The 17,437-nt window shown below is 40.0% G+C and carries 20 protein-coding genes and 1 pseudogene; 5 read left to right on the forward strand and 16 right to left on the reverse strand.

The window, feature by feature from the left end; translation table 11 throughout:
- Positions 1 to 106 precede the first annotated feature (106 nt).
- The gene (locus ACIQVU_RS08515; RefSeq protein WP_340805641.1) at positions 107 to 520 is read left to right on the forward strand and encodes a DUF4183 domain-containing protein; all 414 of its coding nucleotides are present in this window, start codon (positions 107 to 109) and stop codon (positions 518 to 520) included.
- A 31-nt stretch (positions 521 to 551) separates the two neighbouring features.
- On the forward strand, positions 552 to 872 hold the full coding sequence (locus ACIQVU_RS08520; protein WP_402894930.1) for a DUF4183 domain-containing protein: 321 nt from the start codon (positions 552 to 554) through the stop codon (positions 870 to 872).
- Between the two features lie 158 nt (positions 873 to 1,030).
- Here ACIQVU_RS08520 and ACIQVU_RS08525 read toward each other — a convergent pair whose 3' ends face one another.
- The 9 genes and pseudogenes from ACIQVU_RS08525 to ACIQVU_RS08565 form a co-directional block, all read right to left on the reverse strand.
- Entirely contained in the window at positions 1,031 to 1,876 is an 846-nt protein-coding gene (locus ACIQVU_RS08525; protein ID WP_402894933.1) for an MBL fold metallo-hydrolase, read from the reverse strand.
- Between the two features lie 279 nt (positions 1,877 to 2,155).
- Entirely contained in the window at positions 2,156 to 2,860 is a 705-nt protein-coding gene (locus ACIQVU_RS08530; protein WP_402894935.1) for a nucleotidyl transferase AbiEii/AbiGii toxin family protein, read from the reverse strand.
- A gap of 411 nt (positions 2,861 to 3,271) precedes the next feature.
- Complete coding sequence (locus tag ACIQVU_RS08535; protein ID WP_402894938.1) at positions 3,272 to 3,766, reverse strand: immunity 22 family protein; 495 nt, start codon at positions 3,764 to 3,766, stop codon at positions 3,272 to 3,274.
- A 4-nt stretch (positions 3,767 to 3,770) separates the two neighbouring features.
- Positions 3,771 to 4,331 carry a hypothetical protein gene (locus ACIQVU_RS08540; protein WP_340805634.1) on the reverse strand — a complete coding sequence of 187 codons (561 nt, stop codon included), beginning with the start codon at positions 4,329 to 4,331 and terminating at the stop codon, positions 3,771 to 3,773.
- The gene (locus ACIQVU_RS08545; protein ID WP_340805633.1) at positions 4,332 to 5,132 is read right to left on the reverse strand and encodes a class I SAM-dependent methyltransferase; all 801 of its coding nucleotides are present in this window, start codon (positions 5,130 to 5,132) and stop codon (positions 4,332 to 4,334) included.
- Positions 5,120 to 5,551, reverse strand: coding sequence for a BrxA/BrxB family bacilliredoxin (locus ACIQVU_RS08550; protein ID WP_340805632.1), 432 nt, complete (start codon positions 5,549 to 5,551; stop codon positions 5,120 to 5,122). Before ACIQVU_RS08550 ends, ACIQVU_RS08545 begins: the two co-directional genes overlap by 13 nt.
- 215 nt (positions 5,552 to 5,766) lie before the next feature.
- Positions 5,767 to 6,324: a GNAT family N-acetyltransferase gene (locus ACIQVU_RS08555; RefSeq protein ID WP_340805631.1), complete on the reverse strand. Its 558-nt coding sequence runs from the start codon at positions 6,322 to 6,324 to the stop codon at positions 5,767 to 5,769.
- Positions 6,325 to 6,471: 147 nt separating this feature from the next.
- Complete coding sequence (locus ACIQVU_RS08560) at positions 6,472 to 7,035, reverse strand: DUF4256 domain-containing protein (protein WP_402895000.1); 564 nt, start codon at positions 7,033 to 7,035, stop codon at positions 6,472 to 6,474.
- Positions 7,036 to 7,074: 39 nt separating this feature from the next.
- Positions 7,075 to 7,353 (reverse strand): annotated as a pseudogene (locus ACIQVU_RS08565) (RNA polymerase alpha subunit C-terminal domain-containing protein); the annotation flags it as partial.
- Between the two features lie 617 nt (positions 7,354 to 7,970).
- Between ACIQVU_RS08565 and ACIQVU_RS08570 the strand changes: the two are divergent.
- The gene (locus tag ACIQVU_RS08570) at positions 7,971 to 8,486 is read left to right on the forward strand and encodes a hypothetical protein (RefSeq protein WP_402894943.1); all 516 of its coding nucleotides are present in this window, start codon (positions 7,971 to 7,973) and stop codon (positions 8,484 to 8,486) included.
- Between the two features lie 84 nt (positions 8,487 to 8,570).
- Here the strand turns inward: ACIQVU_RS08570 and ACIQVU_RS08575 are convergent, their stop codons facing one another.
- Both ACIQVU_RS08575 and ACIQVU_RS08580 read right to left on the reverse strand, forming a co-directional pair.
- Complete coding sequence (locus ACIQVU_RS08575; RefSeq protein WP_402894946.1) at positions 8,571 to 9,113, reverse strand: hypothetical protein; 543 nt, start codon at positions 9,111 to 9,113, stop codon at positions 8,571 to 8,573.
- 415 nt (positions 9,114 to 9,528) lie between these two features.
- Complete coding sequence (locus tag ACIQVU_RS08580; RefSeq protein ID WP_340805626.1) at positions 9,529 to 10,479, reverse strand: bile acid:sodium symporter family protein; 951 nt, start codon at positions 10,477 to 10,479, stop codon at positions 9,529 to 9,531.
- A 439-nt stretch (positions 10,480 to 10,918) separates the two neighbouring features.
- Between ACIQVU_RS08580 and ACIQVU_RS08585 the strand changes: the two genes are divergently transcribed.
- Positions 10,919 to 11,554 (forward strand): excalibur calcium-binding domain-containing protein, encoded by a 636-nt coding sequence (locus tag ACIQVU_RS08585; protein ID WP_402894950.1) that lies wholly within the window; start codon positions 10,919 to 10,921, stop codon positions 11,552 to 11,554.
- Positions 11,555 to 11,694: 140 nt separating this feature from the next.
- Here ACIQVU_RS08585 and ACIQVU_RS08590 read toward each other — a convergent pair whose 3' ends face one another.
- The 3 genes from ACIQVU_RS08590 to ACIQVU_RS08600 form a co-directional block, all read right to left on the reverse strand.
- Positions 11,695 to 12,573, reverse strand: a complete 879-nt coding sequence (locus ACIQVU_RS08590; protein ID WP_340805617.1) for an NgoPII family restriction endonuclease — start codon at positions 12,571 to 12,573, stop codon at positions 11,695 to 11,697.
- Positions 12,543 to 13,802, reverse strand: a complete 1,260-nt coding sequence (locus tag ACIQVU_RS08595) for a DNA cytosine methyltransferase (protein ID WP_340805616.1) — start codon at positions 13,800 to 13,802, stop codon at positions 12,543 to 12,545. The genes ACIQVU_RS08590 and ACIQVU_RS08595 overlap by 31 nt, the downstream gene beginning before the upstream one ends.
- Before the next feature lie 141 nt (positions 13,803 to 13,943).
- Positions 13,944 to 14,363, reverse strand: a complete 420-nt coding sequence (locus ACIQVU_RS08600) for a MarR family winged helix-turn-helix transcriptional regulator (RefSeq protein WP_340805615.1) — start codon at positions 14,361 to 14,363, stop codon at positions 13,944 to 13,946.
- 106 nt (positions 14,364 to 14,469) lie between these two features.
- Between ACIQVU_RS08600 and ACIQVU_RS08605 the strand changes: the two genes are divergently transcribed.
- Positions 14,470 to 15,459: a YhdH/YhfP family quinone oxidoreductase gene (locus tag ACIQVU_RS08605; RefSeq protein WP_402894955.1), complete on the forward strand. Its 990-nt coding sequence runs from the start codon at positions 14,470 to 14,472 to the stop codon at positions 15,457 to 15,459.
- 180 nt (positions 15,460 to 15,639) lie between these two features.
- Here ACIQVU_RS08605 and ACIQVU_RS08610 read toward each other — a convergent pair whose 3' ends face one another.
- On the reverse strand, positions 15,640 to 16,194 hold the full coding sequence (locus ACIQVU_RS08610; protein ID WP_340805612.1) for a DUF1697 domain-containing protein: 555 nt from the start codon (positions 16,192 to 16,194) through the stop codon (positions 15,640 to 15,642).
- Positions 16,191 to 17,225 (reverse strand): threonine aldolase family protein, encoded by a 1,035-nt coding sequence (locus tag ACIQVU_RS08615; protein WP_340805610.1) that lies wholly within the window; start codon positions 17,223 to 17,225, stop codon positions 16,191 to 16,193. Before ACIQVU_RS08615 ends, ACIQVU_RS08610 begins: the two co-directional genes overlap by 4 nt.
- Between the last annotated feature and the right edge of the window lie 212 nt (positions 17,226 to 17,437).

A 17,437-nucleotide genomic window follows, 5' to 3' on the forward strand; every position in this document is an offset into this window, starting at 1 on the left:
AGACTATTAGTAACAGTAAGATAGATTCTTTAAACATCTTTTTCTGTAACAAATGCCTATCACTTTCGGGGGCAAAAACATATTGAAAAGAGAGGTGAGAAAAATCATGAAGAAATTGGACCTCCAAAAGTTGGCTTGTGACAGTTGCTGTGACAATAATCGCGTTTTTTGGTCCCGTATAAAGGCTATTGACATAGGTGCTATTCAACCTCCTCCAGCCGTTATCCCTGCAGGAACGATTATGCCCATTATCAATCGATATTTCTATATTGTGACAGAGGCTATTAATTTAACAAATGGAGCAACCCTTCTAGCTCATTTATTTACAGATGATCATGGCGCTCCTATCACCGAATTTACGCTTTTTCACCCTAACGGCTACGTCAATCTTTATATTAATGCCGTTATGCAAGAGGGCGGCGCCTATAATGTAACCCCAGATGCATTAACCCTTAACCCATTTAATGCCACTATTTTTGCTGGAACGCCAATTATTATCGAATCCTTAGGCTTCCAATAAATATTGCTGTTCTTGAAAGGAGGTGAAGAAAATGGCGCTTTCGATTATCAATATTCATGTAAATGTTACAGGCTCTTCGACTAGATTCTTTAATATTTTAGCAGCCAATTTAGCTGTCACAGACGGGACTACCATTGCTGCAACTGCCTTTTTAGATGACAGTGGCAATGCCGCAACCGCTTTTCCTGTAGTAGCAAATGGTTATTATAATTTCTATATTAATGGCGTCTTACAGGAAGGGGGGGCCTATACAATCTCTGCAACGGAGTTAACATTTAACGATGTGACTGGTACAATCACAGCAGGAACACCATTAGTAGTAGAGGCTGTAGAATTAGTAACACAAGTTTAATGCTGGTCAACAAATAGCTGATTCCTACTATTGTGGGGCTTAGGGTCACTGTGCCAGAGTGACCCTTTATGATTTCTGACTACATCACTAGCAATATCAAATATTTTTTCGCAGGCTAGAATCATACGTTTTCGAGTTCTAGGCAACTGTTCGATACTTTAGTTTAAATATTTGCCTTGCTTTGGTAAAGCGATCTGTTCAAAATGATCGACAAGCTTCCTCAGTTCCCTTGTAAGCTCTTCACCTTGCATTGGTAATCCGTGCCCCGTGATAGCAGCGGACGGTTTTAATGCAGCTAATTTTTCAATAGATGCTTGAGCAGCTTGCCAATTCGTTGTTAAATATTGAGGGGGACCACTGATTTCCTTTGTTTGGGTAAAAACTTTATAAAGAGATTCCTGTTTAACCGTCACAAATGCATCTCCTGCAATCAGTGCCTGATCCTGCTCACGAAACAAAGATATATGTCCTGGGGTATGTCCTGGGGTGTGAATCCAGCGAAAGTCTGGCATATATGGGATGCTCCCATCCGAAGGAATTGCTGTAATACGCTCACCTAAATTGATCGCCTCATTTGGAAAAATAGGTGACATTTTTGCCACCATGCCAGCACTTACAGTAGGATCAGGTTGTGGATAGCTTTCTTTTCCTGTTAAATACGGCATTTCCAAAGGATGGGCATAGGCAGGAACATTCCAATGCTCCAGTAATTCAATAATGCCTCCAACATGATCAAAATGACCATGAGTTAAAATAATTGCTTTCGGTCGAGAATCACGTCCAAAGCGGTCTTCAACTACTGAAATAATGGCCTCTGCACTTTTTGGCATCCCTGCATCAATAAGCACAAATTCCTTCGTGCTTGGGTCGCCATAAAGCACAATGTTTACAATTTGAATCGTATATTGATATAAATCAGGCAACACTTCTATGCCTACACCACTCCGAACAGAAGTAGCAGGAATAAATTTATAATCTTCACCATAATGCAAATTCTTGTCCATCCTCTACCTTCTTTCATCCATAATCTTTAACGCTATCGCGCAAGCTATAACGCCTAAAGTTACTGCTATCTCTAAATATTAAATTATCCATTTCGATTTTATTTATACTTCAAAGCGTAACTCAGGTGATAATGATGGAGGACATGATTTTGGGGCAAAAGGGCATATGCAGTTCGTAGTTTTTCGATTATTTTAAAGAGATTATCCAATGCTCTAGACAAAAAATAAGATTACCTCAATCGAGATAATCTTATTAAAGCAGCTTACTGTTAGTTCACTCTATTGCCAAGCCTGATTATTAGCGTACCACTGCTGGAAATATTCATTTTCTGTTAAGATGGCTGCCAAAAATGGCTGTAGCTGCTGATGAACGGTAAGTGATTGGCAGGCTTCCATTGTCAGTCGTTGCTGATCAAGCAGCTCCTCAACATAGCCCTGCAATGCACGCCCCTCGATAGGATGAGCTGCCATAAGCTGAACAATGGCTCTATCATCCTGTGCTACGATTTTTTGTGCTAGCACAAATTCTACTGGATATGTATACAGCATAGCAGGTTCCATGTCAAGTAAGGCTGGCACACTGCTAAGCTTTGGTGTGATGCGAGTGCGTTCCTGACAATAAATCATTACTTCTATGTATATGGTTTTGTCAGCGATTTTGGCTGGAATCTTCAGCCGTATACAGTTAGCCGTAACACTACTTGCTAATTCGCTTCCTAAAAATATAAGTTCATCCTCTAAGCCTTCCATTGCACATATTTCCTGAAAAGCATGCTTGGCAATCGTAGCTTGCTGGGCATTTGCGGTTGTTAATAATGCAATCTCTTGTAAGGCTATGTTCTCTAAATAAAATTGGTCATTGTAGGAGGATACTGATAAACGATATAGCAGCCTCTCCTGACAATAGGCTGTCAGCAATTGTGTTAAGCTTTTTTGCTGTGCCTCCGCCATTGCCGTTAATTGTGTCAAAATAGTTGTTGCCATAAAAATCCCTCGCCTTTTCATTGTTTGTCTTTATTATTACGTATTTAACGAGTGGCGTAAACGGCAATGCATACCAACTAAATATTGGAAGCCCTCATATTAGACAAGGGGTAGCCTCGCTATTGCGAAGCCACCCCTTTAGTATTTATAGGTAACATTTTCGTAAATTATTAACGTCTCAACCCAATCGTCTGGGGAATATTATCTTGAAACAACCTTGTTTCATCACCGCGGTAAAATTCCACTGTATGCCTTCTAACTTAAGCAACGCAAACCCTACCTTCTTTTGCGTCCTTGCAGCCCCAAAGCATGCGCCAGTGTGAATAAGTATCTACAAAAACAAAAAGCAGAATGCCAGATTACGGAAATATGCTACCTAAAATAGCACGTTTGTTATTATAGCATTATTTTTTATAAAAGTAAAGACATTTCCACAGCACCAAGAAAATCAATTTGATAGGCTTCATGTCGAACAGATGCAATATGCCCATCATAGTGACAATCGTATAAGATAATCACCGCATTATATGACTCAGGTAGCTTATTGCCCATTTTAGCGATGAAATTAGCTGTAAAGTGCTCGACATAGGAAAAATCAGGATGAATTAATTGTGAAAGCTCATTGGAGGGCGCTTTATAATAGAGTGCCTCACAAAAATCTTCATCAAATACTATGCCAAAATCATAGGTAAATTGATGATAATAGTCATCAAAAAGAGCTTTCAAGTCGCTCTCGTAAGCCCGACATTGATGTTCAGGCAAAAAAAGCTGCCCAAGCTTTTCAGCAAAAGCCTGATCTGTTTCCTCCCTGCCCTGATAAACAGTTGTTAAATATGTATAAAGCTGTACTTCACTATGAACCTTGCCCGCCCATATGGACACATAGCCATCCTTGTTATAATACATCGCCTCATTCCTTTCTCGAATAAATCAAGGCTCCTCCTGAACCCATCAGCATAAGGTGATTGCCTGATGGCGAAAAGCCACATTTAATGGCTCCATCCAAGCGCTGAAGGTCAATCGCTGTTGCCTGCTGTAAATATTGATAATGCGTTGTAAAAAGATAATCAAGCACAACTGTTGCACGCGGCCACCAAGGGTAAATCACCTCAACCTGCCAGCCATCTGCCGTTAGATGAATGCCATCTCCTGCCTCAAAGCCAAAAATTGAAATTCGTTGCTGTGATGATGGTAGCTGAAAAAATAAATAATCGTTACTAATGCAGCTATTGGTGAAATCTGCATCCCGCTCCCGATCAAGACGTTTACCTGTTATTGGCGCTGTCACACTATAGCCTGACCCACTAATTAACACTACATTTTCATCCTGATCCCATCCACAGGCAAATACCCCAGCGGCTGGAATAATCGTTTCATACACCCAAGGACTAGGGGGCTTCGTACAGTTTAATGACTGTGCTTTCGCAAGTAAGCCCAGCTCAAAAGAGGTTCTTATCTCATGCTTTGCCATCTAATTCCCCCTCGAAAGTTCTAAAACACCGTAATGAAATTTCGCCGTTGCTCGTTTATATTGCCGAAAATGATAGTTCGCAAACCATTCCGAGCGAAAATGTGCCTTTAATACTACACGCTTTCTCGCTACACGCCTCGCTTCCGCAACCCATTTATCCGTCAATGTAACATGCTCCCCAGCCTGTCGTAATGCCTGAAAATTATTCGCCTCTTCAATCGTTTCCTCAAACATCGGATCCATATAAACAACGTCAAACGATTGATCAGGCAATGCTTGTAAATAATGCACTGCCTCTTTTTGCACAACTTCAATCCGTCGCATACAGGCAGTTAATGGCAACTCCGAAATATCATAGCTTTGCATCCCCTGCTTGACGATAAACGCCACATTTGCATTTGCCTCTAGCCCGACAACACGCCCCGCTGCACCAACCGCATAAGCTGCCAGCATGGCATCCGCTGCTAGTCCCAGCGTGCAATCCAGCACCGTATCACCCTGCTGAAGCTGTGCCGCCGCTAAAAATGGCTCACGCTCCCCACGCGCTACTCGCTTTAAGCGAAACGCAGCCGAATTAGGATGAAAGAAAAACGGCTCCTGTGCACCATAGGCATAGTAATCATAGCGATTTTTTCCCGCAACGATTACATGTGCCTGTAATTCCTGCGACATCTTACGAATGGAGCGCTTTTTGCGTGGCTCAAACGCAGCACCTAATTCTTTGCATGCAAAAGCAGCGAGCGCCATTGATTCCTCGTCTGGTCTGCCCGCTGTCGTCACAATCGTTATTATTTCGCGCATGTTTGCTCTAGCACACCTGTTAAATGCGCCACAATTTGCTCCACAGGGAATCCTTCAATTTGCTCGCGTGGAATAAAGTACGCTAACTCCCCATCCTTTAAAATCGCCATCGATGGTGAGCTTGGTGGCACATCCTCAAAATAACCACGCATTGCCGCCGTTGCCTCAGGGTCCTGCCCCGCAAACACTGTCACAAGATGATCTGGCTTTACCGCCGCAATCGCCTCACGCGCTGCTGGACGCGCAAGCCCTGCCGCACAGCCACACACCGAGTTAATCACCACTAACGCCGTACCCTTTGCCTCCGCCATAAAGTCATTCACCGCATCAGCCGTTGTTAGCTCCGTAAATCCAGCCTCCACCAGCTCCTCACGCATCGGCTTCACGACCTGCTTCATATATTCATCATAAGCGTTCATCTCTTCGCCCTCTTTCATATGTATTCGCAACGCCTATTATAGCAAGGTTTTGTATGAAAGTATAATGTTTCGATTTTCAGTAGTTTCAGGATTTTGAAAAAGTAGTTGTGTGCGAAAATGCTCTTATGTATATGTCTAGAAGCCTACAACAATTATTTCGTGTAGCCCATAGCGACCGCTGTTTTTATTGCTGGGAGAATTTTTTGATAAGCCTTCTAGTATTCATTTTTCAATATTGAAAAGATGGCGAGGTCTACATATTTCCCTTTTTCAAATTCATGCTGTCTTAAAACACCCTCTTTAGCAAACCTTAACTTTTCCAATAATTTTATCGATGCTATATTTTCTGGCTCTATTTTTGCTTCGATTTTATTTATTTCCATTGCTGTAAAGGCAAAATGTATAATATTGCTTAAAGCCTCTTGCATTAGCCCTTTCCCCCAGTATTCAGGGTTTAAATCATAGCCGATTTCTATACGGTTATGCACTTTTTCATAATTCAAATAGCCACATGTCCCAATAACCTTTTTGGTCTTAGCCTCTTCAATGACCCACCTTAAACCAGTCTGCTCCCGAAAAATTTTATCATACCAGTTTAACTCAGCTATTGCATCTTCCGTTGCAGTAAATAATGTTAATGGAAGATACTTTACTACATTTTCATCAGCATAAAGCGCCAAAATATCTTGGCAATCATCAACTATTCCTTTTCGTAGGATAAGACGTTCTGTTGCTAATGTAGGAAAATCCTTAAATTCGAACTTTACATTCATCGTAACTCCTCTTTCATCGCAAATTCATATTTCATACTTGCAGCATAGCACTTAAAAGAGGCTGTCTGAATAGACAGACAGCCCTTACTTCTATAGCCATCCTTGTAGCTCCTGCCGTGGTTCCATTAAAATGCCACCAAACTATTGCTATACGTAGAGTGAGCCGCGGAAGCCTCGTGCAGCATAGTAGGAATCTGCGCCATTGTGATAAACAAAAACCGTATCATAGCGGCGATCACAAAAGATAGCTCCTCCGTGCTTTCGAATCGAATCAGGTGTTTGCACCCAGCTTGATGTTTTTAAATCGAACTCACCAAGCTGCTGTAATGCTCGGTATTGCTCCTCTGTTAATAGCTCGATGCCCATATCGGCTGCCATGCTAACTGCGCTGTTTTCAGGCTTATGCTTTTTGCGTGCCTCCAATGCTTTATGGTCATAGCAAACACTGCGGCGACCTTTAGGGCTTTCTGCTGCACAATCATAAAAAATATAAGCCTCCGCTCCCTCATCATAGCCGATAACATCAGGCTCGCCGCCCGTTTCCTCCATTTGATAAAGCGACCATAGCTTGTCCTCATTCGCCTCAAGCTTTGCCTGCACCTTTGCCCACTCAAGCCCCTCATGACGGCTTGTATGTTTCTCAAAGCGTGCCTGTAAGGTTTGCAGTAATTGCTCGCGCTGCTGTGCTGATAGCTCTTTGCTGTTTGTCATCTTGTTTTTCCTCCTTGCAGTAGCTGGTTGAAATGATAATCCTTCTGCTTCTAGTGACGCCCTCATCACGGGTAAGGAAGCTGGACCAATCCCATGCAATTGTAAAATAGCCTTTTCTGTATACGTGGATAGCTTTTCCAAGGTAGCAATCCCCTCATGGAGCAGTGCATTTCTTGCAGGTGCACTAAGCTTTGATAGAAAGCCATCTTTTGGTTTATTTTCTTTGTCGCAAACAGGACAGCTTGGACAGTCCGTGCTTTTATAATACTGATGACCTTTGTCACAAGTTCTTAAGCTTTTTTCGGTTACCAAAACCATTCCTCCCTATTTATACTATAGCCTATTTTAACATATTTTACGGTCACAAGAGCTTTCGGCTTAGCTTAGAGTGCTTTAAATGTCAACATACATATTTCCAGAATAATGCTATTGCTTAACGTTTCTTTCATATAGCTCCCTAATGCTCTACCCTATCTAGTCTTTTCATTGTATAAGAGTTATGCGACCAACCCTAAGACGCATTTCCAGCAATACGAGCTGATACATGAAGAGCTATTCGGTAATTTTACAAAGGCAGTGACTGTCCTCTTTTGTTGTTCTACAGTTAGCTGTTCTAGTAATTGCTCATGGTGAAGCTTGACCATTAGCAGCACTATGCCCTCATTCGAAATAAATAGCTGCCTCTTCAATTGAGTTGAACAACACCTCCAAGAATTTCTGTAGCTGGTTGAAGATGAAATCTTTTATCTAATTGTCCCAAGAAGCAGCACGAATAGTAGTGAAAATTTATACCTTTCACAAGCATCACCCCTATTTTGTTATTTATTGCAATAGTAATGTTATTTCCATAATAAAAGTAACAAGTGTAGGGTGAATAACCATTTCCTCTTTCTATGCCTATACATACTATAGATGATAGGAAGGAGGGTTGACATATGTCATTTACCCGTAAAAATGAATGTTGCTGTGACGGTGCGAAAAATTATTATGCAAAAATTATTGCGACGTCCAATCCTGAGATGCCTCCTGCTGCTGATGTTCTTGGCTTTGGTTCATTAAGAGGTGAAACGGCTGAAATTGTTTTTCCTACAGCAACACCTGTACCATTTTCAGTCGCTGGACCTTTGCGTAATGTGAGCGTTAGCGGTACAGGTAATGAATTAGTCGTGATGGAAAGCGGTGTCTATCAAATTACAGTATCACTGAATGCCGTCGCTACATCCGAGCCTGACCCAACGCAATCTTTTTTTACAGCTAGTATTACCGTGAATGGCGCACCTATTTTTCTCCAAGGCTTAGCGCTTTTTAACGTTCTCAATAGAAGTAGTTCCACATTTGTTGTACAGGCAGAATTGGCTGCGGGTGATCAAGTGGGCGTTAGTGTATCCTCAAACTCACCGCTTGCTGGCTATACCAATCGTTCATTGACGATTGTGCAACTGAGCCACTAATAAACAAATTTACCAATTAGCTATAAATAAAAGAAAGGGCTACGCAAAAAGATTTTCGCCTTTTGCATAGCCCCATTACATTTATTACTCTTTATATTCATCTGGATAAACGATTTTTTTAATGACTTCACCTGTTGCTTCGTCTGTAAAGCTCACTGTTACTTGATAATCCTCGACAGCAACACCATTAAATAATTGGTAGTACATGCCTGCTATCCCAAGCCCAAAGGATGCAATGGAATCAAGACCCTTGTCAAACTCTTCTTTATTTACCGCTAGCGTAAACTCTGAGAAGGTATCATTATAGGTTACATCTTTAATAGATTGAAAATCCTCACCCGTTTTCATATCCTCAATCGTTGCTTTAATGCCTTCCTTAATACCATTGAGCATTTCCTCATGTTCAGCTGTCGTCATTTTATATGTGACAGAACCATCATCGTTCTTGCTAACCTCTTTTATGCCGCTTTGTTTGGCACTTGCAATCGCCGCATCAATATCCTGTCCTTCAAAGAATGTTGCAGGAATCGTAACCTCTGCCAGCTCATCAGATTTTTTATCTTCACTACATGCAGCAAGTATAACCCCTAGCATAACTGTTAGTAATACTAGTAAAATTTTTTTCATCGATAAATCTCCCTTCTCCTTAACTATACATGGCGCATAGCGGAAATTCTATCATTACTTTTTCAAAGAACGCCCTCTACATACTGTTTCATGTTAGGGCAAGACTTTGGATGGCAACAAATATTGAAAATAAACATACAATTTACGTTGTTGTTGAAATTCTCTAATTGCTAAAACAAGTAGTGCCAGTCCCATAAAGAGAAGCATTAAAAAATTCAACTGGAAGTCCTTCATCACCAAGCAATAGCCTGCTGATGATCACAAATATCATGTATCCATTACACTCCAGCGTAATTGTCCCTGACGCTAATGCGTTCGGATTTTTCGAGCTCCCTCGAAAAGCTCCTCAACATCTGCCGAGGCTTTTATTTTGATTCAGTGAGCGTTTGAACTCTACTAAACCAAAATAAAATTTTTAACAATACACACTCTCCTTCTCCTGTTTTTTCTCGATGATTTTACTAAAGACAGATGCTAATACTTGCTGGAAGAGCATCCCGAACACAACAGGCATCGCTACTTTCGATGGGAAATACGTGGTAGCAATAATTACGCCTACCGCAATATTGCGCATGCCCCCAATAAAAACAAATGTCGTCGTGATGCTTTGGTCTTTCCAAATCAGCCGCCCTAATAGCATCGTAAACATATAGCCTGAAACAGCAATGAAAAAGACAAGCGCAATGACGCCGACTAATTCCCATGTGATATTTCGTAAATATGGTGCAATGGCACTACTATTAATCATCACAATGCCAAAAAGGCTAAGCTTGGAAAAAGGTGCAAGCTTCTTACCATACTTTTGATGAATCGCACCCTTCGACAGTTCATTGCAGATGATTCCTACAATTGATGGCAATACAATCATCCATACTAAATCTAAAATCAGTGCGGTGCTATCAATCGTGATGGATTCACCGACAATGACATGTAGCAATGCAGGCATAACAATGGGCGCAATGAATGTATCAATTAAAATAATGGATAAACCAAGCGGTAAATTCCCCTTTGAAATGGTAATCCAAATGACGCTCGTCACCCCTGTTGGCACAGCAACAGCGAGAATAAAACCAATCGTTAAGAGATGATCATGAAAAATAATCGTGGATAAAAAATAAACCCAAACAGGCATAATAATATGTAAAAAAGCAATGCTAAAAAGGATGGTTTTTGGGTATTTCACAAATACTTTGACGTCTTTTAGATTCATGCTTAAGCTACTCACCAATGTCATAAAGGCAAATAGCCAGGATACCATAAATAATAAATGCTCGCCTATCTGTTCAAGAAGCACACCTATGACTAAGCTTAATGGCGTTAATACAGGCATCCATTTTTGGAAAAAGCGATTCAGTTTTTCTAACAATCTAAGGACCTTCTTTCTAATTTGCACATTTGCTAACGTTTCATTATACAACTAAATATCTCATGTTGCTAATTTACAAAGGAATATGCCCCTAATATGTATGGACAATCTTTGTTCATTATACTATGAGTAATCAGTGCTATTTTACTGGCTGTAGTGAAAGATCGATGGTCACATTCAATTTTTTAAGAGGTCTATTACTAAATCACTAAATATCATAGTAATTTAATGCCATCAATAAAAAAGCTCTTTTTAATTATGAAAAATTTCCCTATCATGTATGGACAATCCTCTATTTCCATCCTACTATAAGAAAGAGCCTATTTTATATTTTCATTGTTAAAATATTTTTAATAGGTAAATTTTTTTACCTCACTTGTAGTTATATTGACGCAGGACAATGTAAATAGGTCATCTTTATAAAAAGGAGAAATGTAAAATGGTTGTCTTAGATGTATTAGGAAGCCTTGCACTGCTTTTTGCGATAGGCTATCTTATTTATTTTATGATGATGAGGGTGCTTAAAAAGCATCGTACTTTTTCAAAAAAGCTCTTTTTCTCAACATTTGTTGGTAGTTTAGTATTAATAGCAATTTCCATGCAGTTTGATACTGTTTCTGGTGCACAATATCAGGAGCAAGTAGGTTTAAATAAAGATTTACAAGCACAGGTGGATACATTAACGAGTGAACTGAAGGGTGTTAAAGAGGAGCTAGCGCAGGCTTCCACAGCTAGTCAAAAAATAAAGGAAGCGGAAGACATGCAGCTTCAAGCATTCGAGGAAGAGAAAAAAATGTTGCAGGAGAAGCAACAGCAACTCCAAGAGCAGGTGACAGCATTACAAAAAGATAACGAAGCACTTACTACACAGCTTGCAAGTGCTCAAGCAGCCAATACAAATAGCAGCACATCAACAACAAGCCAAACAGAGGAAGTATCCTCAAGCTCTTCCCAACATGTCTTCTATAAAAACTGTAGCCAAGTGCGTGCAGCAGGAGCCGCTCCTATTTACAGCGGTGAACCGGGCTATGCTCGTCATCTTGACCGAGATGGTGATGGGGTTGGTTGTGAGTAAGTATTTTTATAAACATTTCTATGCATAAACAAAACAAGAAAAAACCGAACTATCATGGACTCTTCATTAGAGAATTTTTTCAGATGGTTCGGCTTTCCTTTTAATAAAACTATTTTTTCATTCTCTTTATACACATGCCTTTAGAATGATGCTGAAAATAGGATTGCATCTATATTTTTAGCTGGATTATTTGGATTAGGAATTTGTATACCTTCCATTGTTAAAATATTTTTCGATAAATATGGTTCTAAATTAGGTTTATCATGTATTTCTCTATATGTTTCTTTGTTCATCAATACATAGATATTTGTTTTTTCTGTATCTGTTTTGATATACGGACGGTACACAGCAGATGGATGTTCTATGCCCCACATACCTCTTATACGTAAATAAGTAATGCCTAATGGATCTACACGATTAACTCTACCAAGTTCTTTTGTTATCCCAAACTCGACACCTGGAATACTAGATACGCCTTCTTTAATTGTATTAGTGATTCGCTCATAAGTATCTTTGCTAGCTGCATAACAATCTCCATAGATTAACCACAAGCTATGTAAATGATTTTTGCTAACATTACCAATAGCATAAATCATATCCTTCTTTTTCCAGCCGCCAAATTCATCCTCACAACTCACACATTCTTTTTTTATTCTAATATCATTCGCATATAAATAATCTTTAGGAAAAGAACTGTTTAAGGCAATCCCATTTGTTCCTTTACCTTCAAATTTTTTTACCTCTATAGCTGGTCCATACCTTACCACAAAGTCAGGAGGATTGTTTGAATTTCCAAGATAACTAAATGTATTTTGATAAGCTTTTAACTTTTCATTCGTTAATTCTGTTTCTGCAGCTTCATTACAAAACGCATCTTTTACATAATATTCAAGCAGATCTCCTGTACTGTTAATTCGATTTTGATTAACGTGGTCAAGAACAATCGGCATTGTATTTTGTTGTCTTTTTAAAATATTAGCTAATGCAATTAAAACATTTGTAGTTGGTCTGAATGACATTTGTTCTCTCCTTTATCTTGTTGGTAAAACCACTCCGCTATTGGAGTTGCAATTGCTCTTGCCAATACAACAGGTACAGCATTCCCTATTTGTTTATAGATTTTATCCAATCTACCATTTTCAGACATTTTCAGGTTATCCCCATCACTAAAAGTAAACCAGTCAGGGAATGTTTGGATTCGAGAAATTTCTTTAATTGATAACCGACGATTATTTTCTTCTCCATCTGAAAAAATCCATTTATCTTTTTTTACTTTCTCCATTGGTAAGCCTGCTGGATGAATAGGTGCTTGTCGACCACTAGCTTGAATAGTAAAGCTTTGTTCATGCCACTTCTTTTTACGGTTACGACTTAGAAAAATAGTGGAATAAGAACCTGTAAAGTAAGGTCCTGGGTTAGATTCTAAGTCACCAATGGCTTCTTTTAAGGTCACGAACGGCTTTAATCCCTCTCCATGAGTCGCTTCAGGAAATTCATATTCATAGTTAATATCATTACGCACCCCAACTAAAAAAACTCTCTCACGTATTTGTGGTGCCCCATAATCTCTTGCATTAACTAATTTATGATACACACGATATCCTGCTGCCTCAAAGTCTTGTTTGATTTGTCTAAACACTTCACCTTTTCCAAGTGTCAGCATGCCTTTTACATTCTCCATAATGAAGAATTTAGGCTGTACTTGCATTAAACAACGAATATAGTGAATGTATAAAAAATTCCTTGGGTCATCTACTAATCTTGGTCCTGCCTCACTAAATCCAGGGCAAGGTGGTCCCCCTAATACAACATCAGCAGTTGGAAAATCTTTTACCTTGCGAATATCTTGTAAATGTATTAATACACCATTAGGAAAGTTATGTCTGTATGTTTCTAACGCTTCCTTAAAAATATCGTTAACATAAAGATGATGGAAAATACTTTTTTCTCTTACTCTGTTAAAATCAGCATAATTTGATAGAACAGAGTCTGTTTTATTTTTGCCTATAACTACATCTAATCCAGCTAGCTCCACACCTAAATCTAATCCCCCAGCACCAGCAAATAAACCAATAACGTTAACTTTATCTGTTTTGTAAACTAATTCACCTGCATCATAATCATTTATCGTAGACTGGTTTCGCACTTCTTCTTCTATTTTTTCCAAGAGTATTTTTTTTACATCATCAATATTATAATTTGGGGCTGGTTTAAATCTACCTCTACCACGTTCTTCAATTTTTAACATCAGTATAACTCCTTCTGTACATTTACTATGCACCATAATTATAACACTGATTTAATGAGAACTGATTATCTATTTATTTATTGAAAATTTCTAAAATATATTATAAACAATCACTCTGCAGTATAAATTAAATATCTTCAATTAAAATTCCGTATTAATCATTGTTACTAAAGCCTTTTTTAGCACCTCCTGCTCATGGCTTGATAAATGCTGGAAAGCTGTTGCATTCAATGCCTCTGTTGCCTTGTCGATTTTTTCCTTTAGCTCGTTTGCCTTTGGTGTGGCAACGACTAATACCGTTCGGCGGTTTTCAGGGTCAACCGAGCGCTCAATGAAGCCCGCCTTTTGCATTTTATCTAAAATACCAGAAACCGTTGGCGCTTCTAAATACAGCATTTCCCCGATTTGCTTAGGAAGCAGCTGCCCCTCATGCCATAAGCAATTTAATACACCGTACTGGGCTGGTGTTACCTCATATGCCTCTAATAGCTTGCTAAAATGTTTAAACACCTTATTTTGACTTGTGCTTAATAAAAAGTTTATACATTCCTGTAATTCCATGTAATCTCCTCCATCTTGACAATACCTATCTTATCATGATAACTTTTGATTGGAAATATTTCTGCATCAAAACTATTTTGCACTAAAATCAAAGGAGACGATTACTATGGATTCTTTTCAAGCACTAGTTGTCAAAGAGCAGGACGAGCAAATTATATATGAGGTAGATACTGTTACTTTGGACGATTTATCAGCAGGTGATGTGCTAATTCAAGTGGCATACTCCTCCATTAACTACAAGGATATGCTGGCGGTTCAGAAAAATGGCGGTGTGATTCGCAACTACCCAATGATTCCCGGTATTGATTTAAGTGGGACAGTCGTTCAATCGGCAGATGGGCGCTTTACAGCAGGTCAGCAAGTAATTGTTACAGGCTTTGCGATGGGTATGACGCATACAGGTGGATTTGCCAAATATGCGCGTGTGCCTGCTGAGTGGATTGTGCCGTTACCAGCGAATTTAGATTTACGAGAGGCGATGGTTTTTGGCACAGCAGGCTATACGGCGGCATTGTCGATTATCGCCCTAGAGCAGCATGGCATGAAGGTAGAGAATAATCCACGCATCCTTGTAACAGGCTCAACAGGCGGTGTTGGTAGCCTTGCTGTGCAGATGCTGACAACAATCGGCTATAGCAATATTGCGGCATTGGTGAGAAAAGAGCATCAAGTGGCTGTGGCACAGTCTTTAGGCGCAACGGATATTATTTTTGCTAGTGAGCTTGGTGATCTGAAAAAGCCATTACAACAGCAAAAATATGATTATGTATTGGATACAGTAGGCGGAGATGTTGCTGCTACAGTTATTCCACAAATTGCTTATGGCGGTAGCATTAGCATGTGTGGCAATGCTGGTGGGATTCAGTTATCAACGAATGTCTTACCATTTATTTTACGAGGCATTCAGCTTCTAGGCATTGATTCGGTTAATGCACCAATTGAACAACGAGCAGATGTGTGGGCAAAAATGGCAAACGATTGGAATATTGCTCACAATGCCTTAACAGAGGAAATTACACTGGAAGAAGTACCTCAAACAATTGATGCTATCAAAAATGGGCAGCACCTTGGTAGAACCATTGTTAATATGTTATAATGCATTTGAGAACCTCAAAGGGCATCAACCAATTCTGAAGCTGTAGTGTCTATGTTGACGCTACAGCTTTTTTCTATATGAACTGGTGGCTATCGTTACCCGCGATTGTTGAACTGTTACCCGCGTTTGAATAGTAAATACCCGCACTTTGATGTCAAATACCCGCGCTTCACTTGCTACTTAAATGCCATCAGCCATCGCCGCCAGCTTTGTGATTGTCTTCCAATTACGAACAGTTGCTGGAAGCTCTAGCTGATGGAGCTTTTGACTGAGTTTGGCATTGCGGACGCTTTCATAAAATAATAAATAAATATTTCTTCCCGCTATCACGCAGCGTTCCTTATCATTGGCATAGGCTAAAAAGGTTTCAGCACTTACCGCTGTTGGCGGCGCTGGCAGGAATGCAACATGAAGGCACTCTCCTATAGCGGTAGCACCTGCCGCTGCTATTTCCTCCGCTGAAAAAGGACATTCCTTCACAATTGCTTGAAATTCCTCAGCCGTTCTAATAATGACGGTGCTTGTAATAGCAAACACCTCCTGAATCGTAGCGTGAATTTGCTGTTGCAGCACAGCTTCACTTTCGCTTGATTCAAACAGTATATTGCCGCTTTGTATATAGGTTTGAATATTATGGAGTGCCAATGTTTGCAATGCCTCTCGTAATGCAGCCATTTTTATTTTATTATGCCCACCTACATTAATGCCTCTTAACAGTGCGATATATGTAGTCATAGCTGCTCAATCTCCGCGATAAGCTGATCCACATGCTCCTGCTTTGTTGCCCAGCTTGTACAAAAGCGCACAACAGTATGTGTATCACTATACGGCTCCCATATTGCGAAGGAGTATGCTTCACTTAATTTTTCTAAAATCGGCTTTGGCAAAATCGGAAATTGCTGATTTGTCTTGGAATCATAGCGCAATGTAAAGCCTTTAGCAACAAATGCCTGACGTATTTGCATGGCCATTGCTACAGCATGATGAGCAATATCCAAATATAGCGTATCTTCAAATAATGCTTCAAATTGAATGCCTAGCAGGCGACCTTTGGCAAGCAGCCCGCCTCGTTGCTTCATCATATAGCGAAAATGTGCTTGATAGGTAGGATTCATAATCACAACAGCCTCACCAAACATTGCGCCCAGCTTTGTGCCACCAATATAAAAAACATCACAAAGCCGAGCAATATCCGCTAAAGATAAATCATTTCCCTGCGCAACAAGCCCGTAGCCCAAGCGTGCGCCATCTAAAAATAATGGCAAGCCGCAAGCACGACACATTTCGCTAAGGGCTGTTAGCTCTGCCTTGCTATAGGTTGTGCCATTTTCTGTAGGATGCGATATATAGACTAAGCCTGGCTGTACCATATGCTCATGTGTGCTGTCCTGCCAATGCCCATCATAAAGGGCTTTTACCTGTGCAGCGGTAATTTTGCCATCATCGCTAGCAATGGTTAAAACCTTATGACCTGCTGCTTCAATAGCCCCTGTTTCATGCACGGCAATATGACCTGTATTAGCAGCGATCACCCCCTGATAAGGTCGCAAAATTGAGGCAATCACAGTCGTATTAGTTTGTGTGCCTCCAACTAAAAAATGAACAGCCGCATGCTCTGCCCCAATTGCTTGCTGAATATAGGCTCTCGCTTTTTCGCTATGCTCATCCATACCATAGCCTGGTGATTGCTCCTCATTTGTGGCAACTAAACGCTGTAAAATTTGTGGGTGTGCGCCCTCTGCATAATCATTATCAAATCGTATCATCGTTATTCCCTCCAGCATTTCTCTCTATTTTTTCATCTTACGCTATCTGTCAGCAAATATCGATTCTTTTTGCTATGATAGGCTTTGTGTATGTATGGATTGCTGGCATCAGAATCGCTAGCCACATGATGAGGAAAATGTCATGATAGCTGATTTTTGGCTACTCGCTCAATAAAATTAGGCTATCGAGAAGGTTGCGACGTTCTCCATAG

It is taken from the genome of Lysinibacillus sp. NPDC098008 (assembly GCF_044760715.1).
In the GTDB taxonomy this organism is placed as follows: domain Bacteria; phylum Bacillota; class Bacilli; order Bacillales_A; family Planococcaceae; genus Lysinibacillus.

Coding starts and splice junctions, on each gene's coding strand:
- ACIQVU_RS08515 (WP_340805641.1), top strand. CDS start 107: ATGAAGAAATTGGACCTCCAAAAGTTGGCTTGTGACAGTTGCTGTGAC.
- ACIQVU_RS08575 (WP_402894946.1), bottom strand. CDS start 9,113: ATGAAAAAAATTTTACTAGTATTACTAACAGTTATGCTAGGGGTTATA.
- ACIQVU_RS08555 (WP_340805631.1), bottom strand. CDS start 6,324: ATGAATGTAAAGTTCGAATTTAAGGATTTTCCTACATTAGCAACAGAA.
- ACIQVU_RS08605 (WP_402894955.1), top strand. CDS start 14,470: ATGGATTCTTTTCAAGCACTAGTTGTCAAAGAGCAGGACGAGCAAATT.
- ACIQVU_RS08520 (WP_402894930.1), top strand. CDS start 552: ATGGCGCTTTCGATTATCAATATTCATGTAAATGTTACAGGCTCTTCG.
- ACIQVU_RS08600 (WP_340805615.1), bottom strand. CDS start 14,363: ATGGAATTACAGGAATGTATAAACTTTTTATTAAGCACAAGTCAAAAT.
- ACIQVU_RS08550 (WP_340805632.1), bottom strand. CDS start 5,551: ATGAACGCTTATGATGAATATATGAAGCAGGTCGTGAAGCCGATGCGT.
- ACIQVU_RS08595 (WP_340805616.1), bottom strand. CDS start 13,802: ATGTTAAAAATTGAAGAACGTGGTAGAGGTAGATTTAAACCAGCCCCA.
- ACIQVU_RS08560 (WP_402895000.1), bottom strand. CDS start 7,035: ATGACAAACAGCAAAGAGCTATCAGCACAGCAGCGCGAGCAATTACTG.
- ACIQVU_RS08535 (WP_402894938.1), bottom strand. CDS start 3,766: ATGTATTATAACAAGGATGGCTATGTGTCCATATGGGCGGGCAAGGTT.
- ACIQVU_RS08610 (WP_340805612.1), bottom strand. CDS start 16,194: ATGACTACATATATCGCACTGTTAAGAGGCATTAATGTAGGTGGGCAT.
- ACIQVU_RS08545 (WP_340805633.1), bottom strand. CDS start 5,132: ATGCGCGAAATAATAACGATTGTGACGACAGCGGGCAGACCAGACGAG.
- ACIQVU_RS08570 (WP_402894943.1), top strand. CDS start 7,971: ATGTCATTTACCCGTAAAAATGAATGTTGCTGTGACGGTGCGAAAAAT.
- ACIQVU_RS08615 (WP_340805610.1), bottom strand. CDS start 17,225: ATGATACGATTTGATAATGATTATGCAGAGGGCGCACACCCACAAATT.
- ACIQVU_RS08530 (WP_402894935.1), bottom strand. CDS start 2,860: ATGGCAACAACTATTTTGACACAATTAACGGCAATGGCGGAGGCACAG.
- ACIQVU_RS08540 (WP_340805634.1), bottom strand. CDS start 4,331: ATGGCAAAGCATGAGATAAGAACCTCTTTTGAGCTGGGCTTACTTGCG.
- ACIQVU_RS08525 (WP_402894933.1), bottom strand. CDS start 1,876: ATGGACAAGAATTTGCATTATGGTGAAGATTATAAATTTATTCCTGCT.
- ACIQVU_RS08590 (WP_340805617.1), bottom strand. CDS start 12,573: ATGTCATTCAGACCAACTACAAATGTTTTAATTGCATTAGCTAATATT.
- ACIQVU_RS08585 (WP_402894950.1), top strand. CDS start 10,919: ATGGTTGTCTTAGATGTATTAGGAAGCCTTGCACTGCTTTTTGCGATA.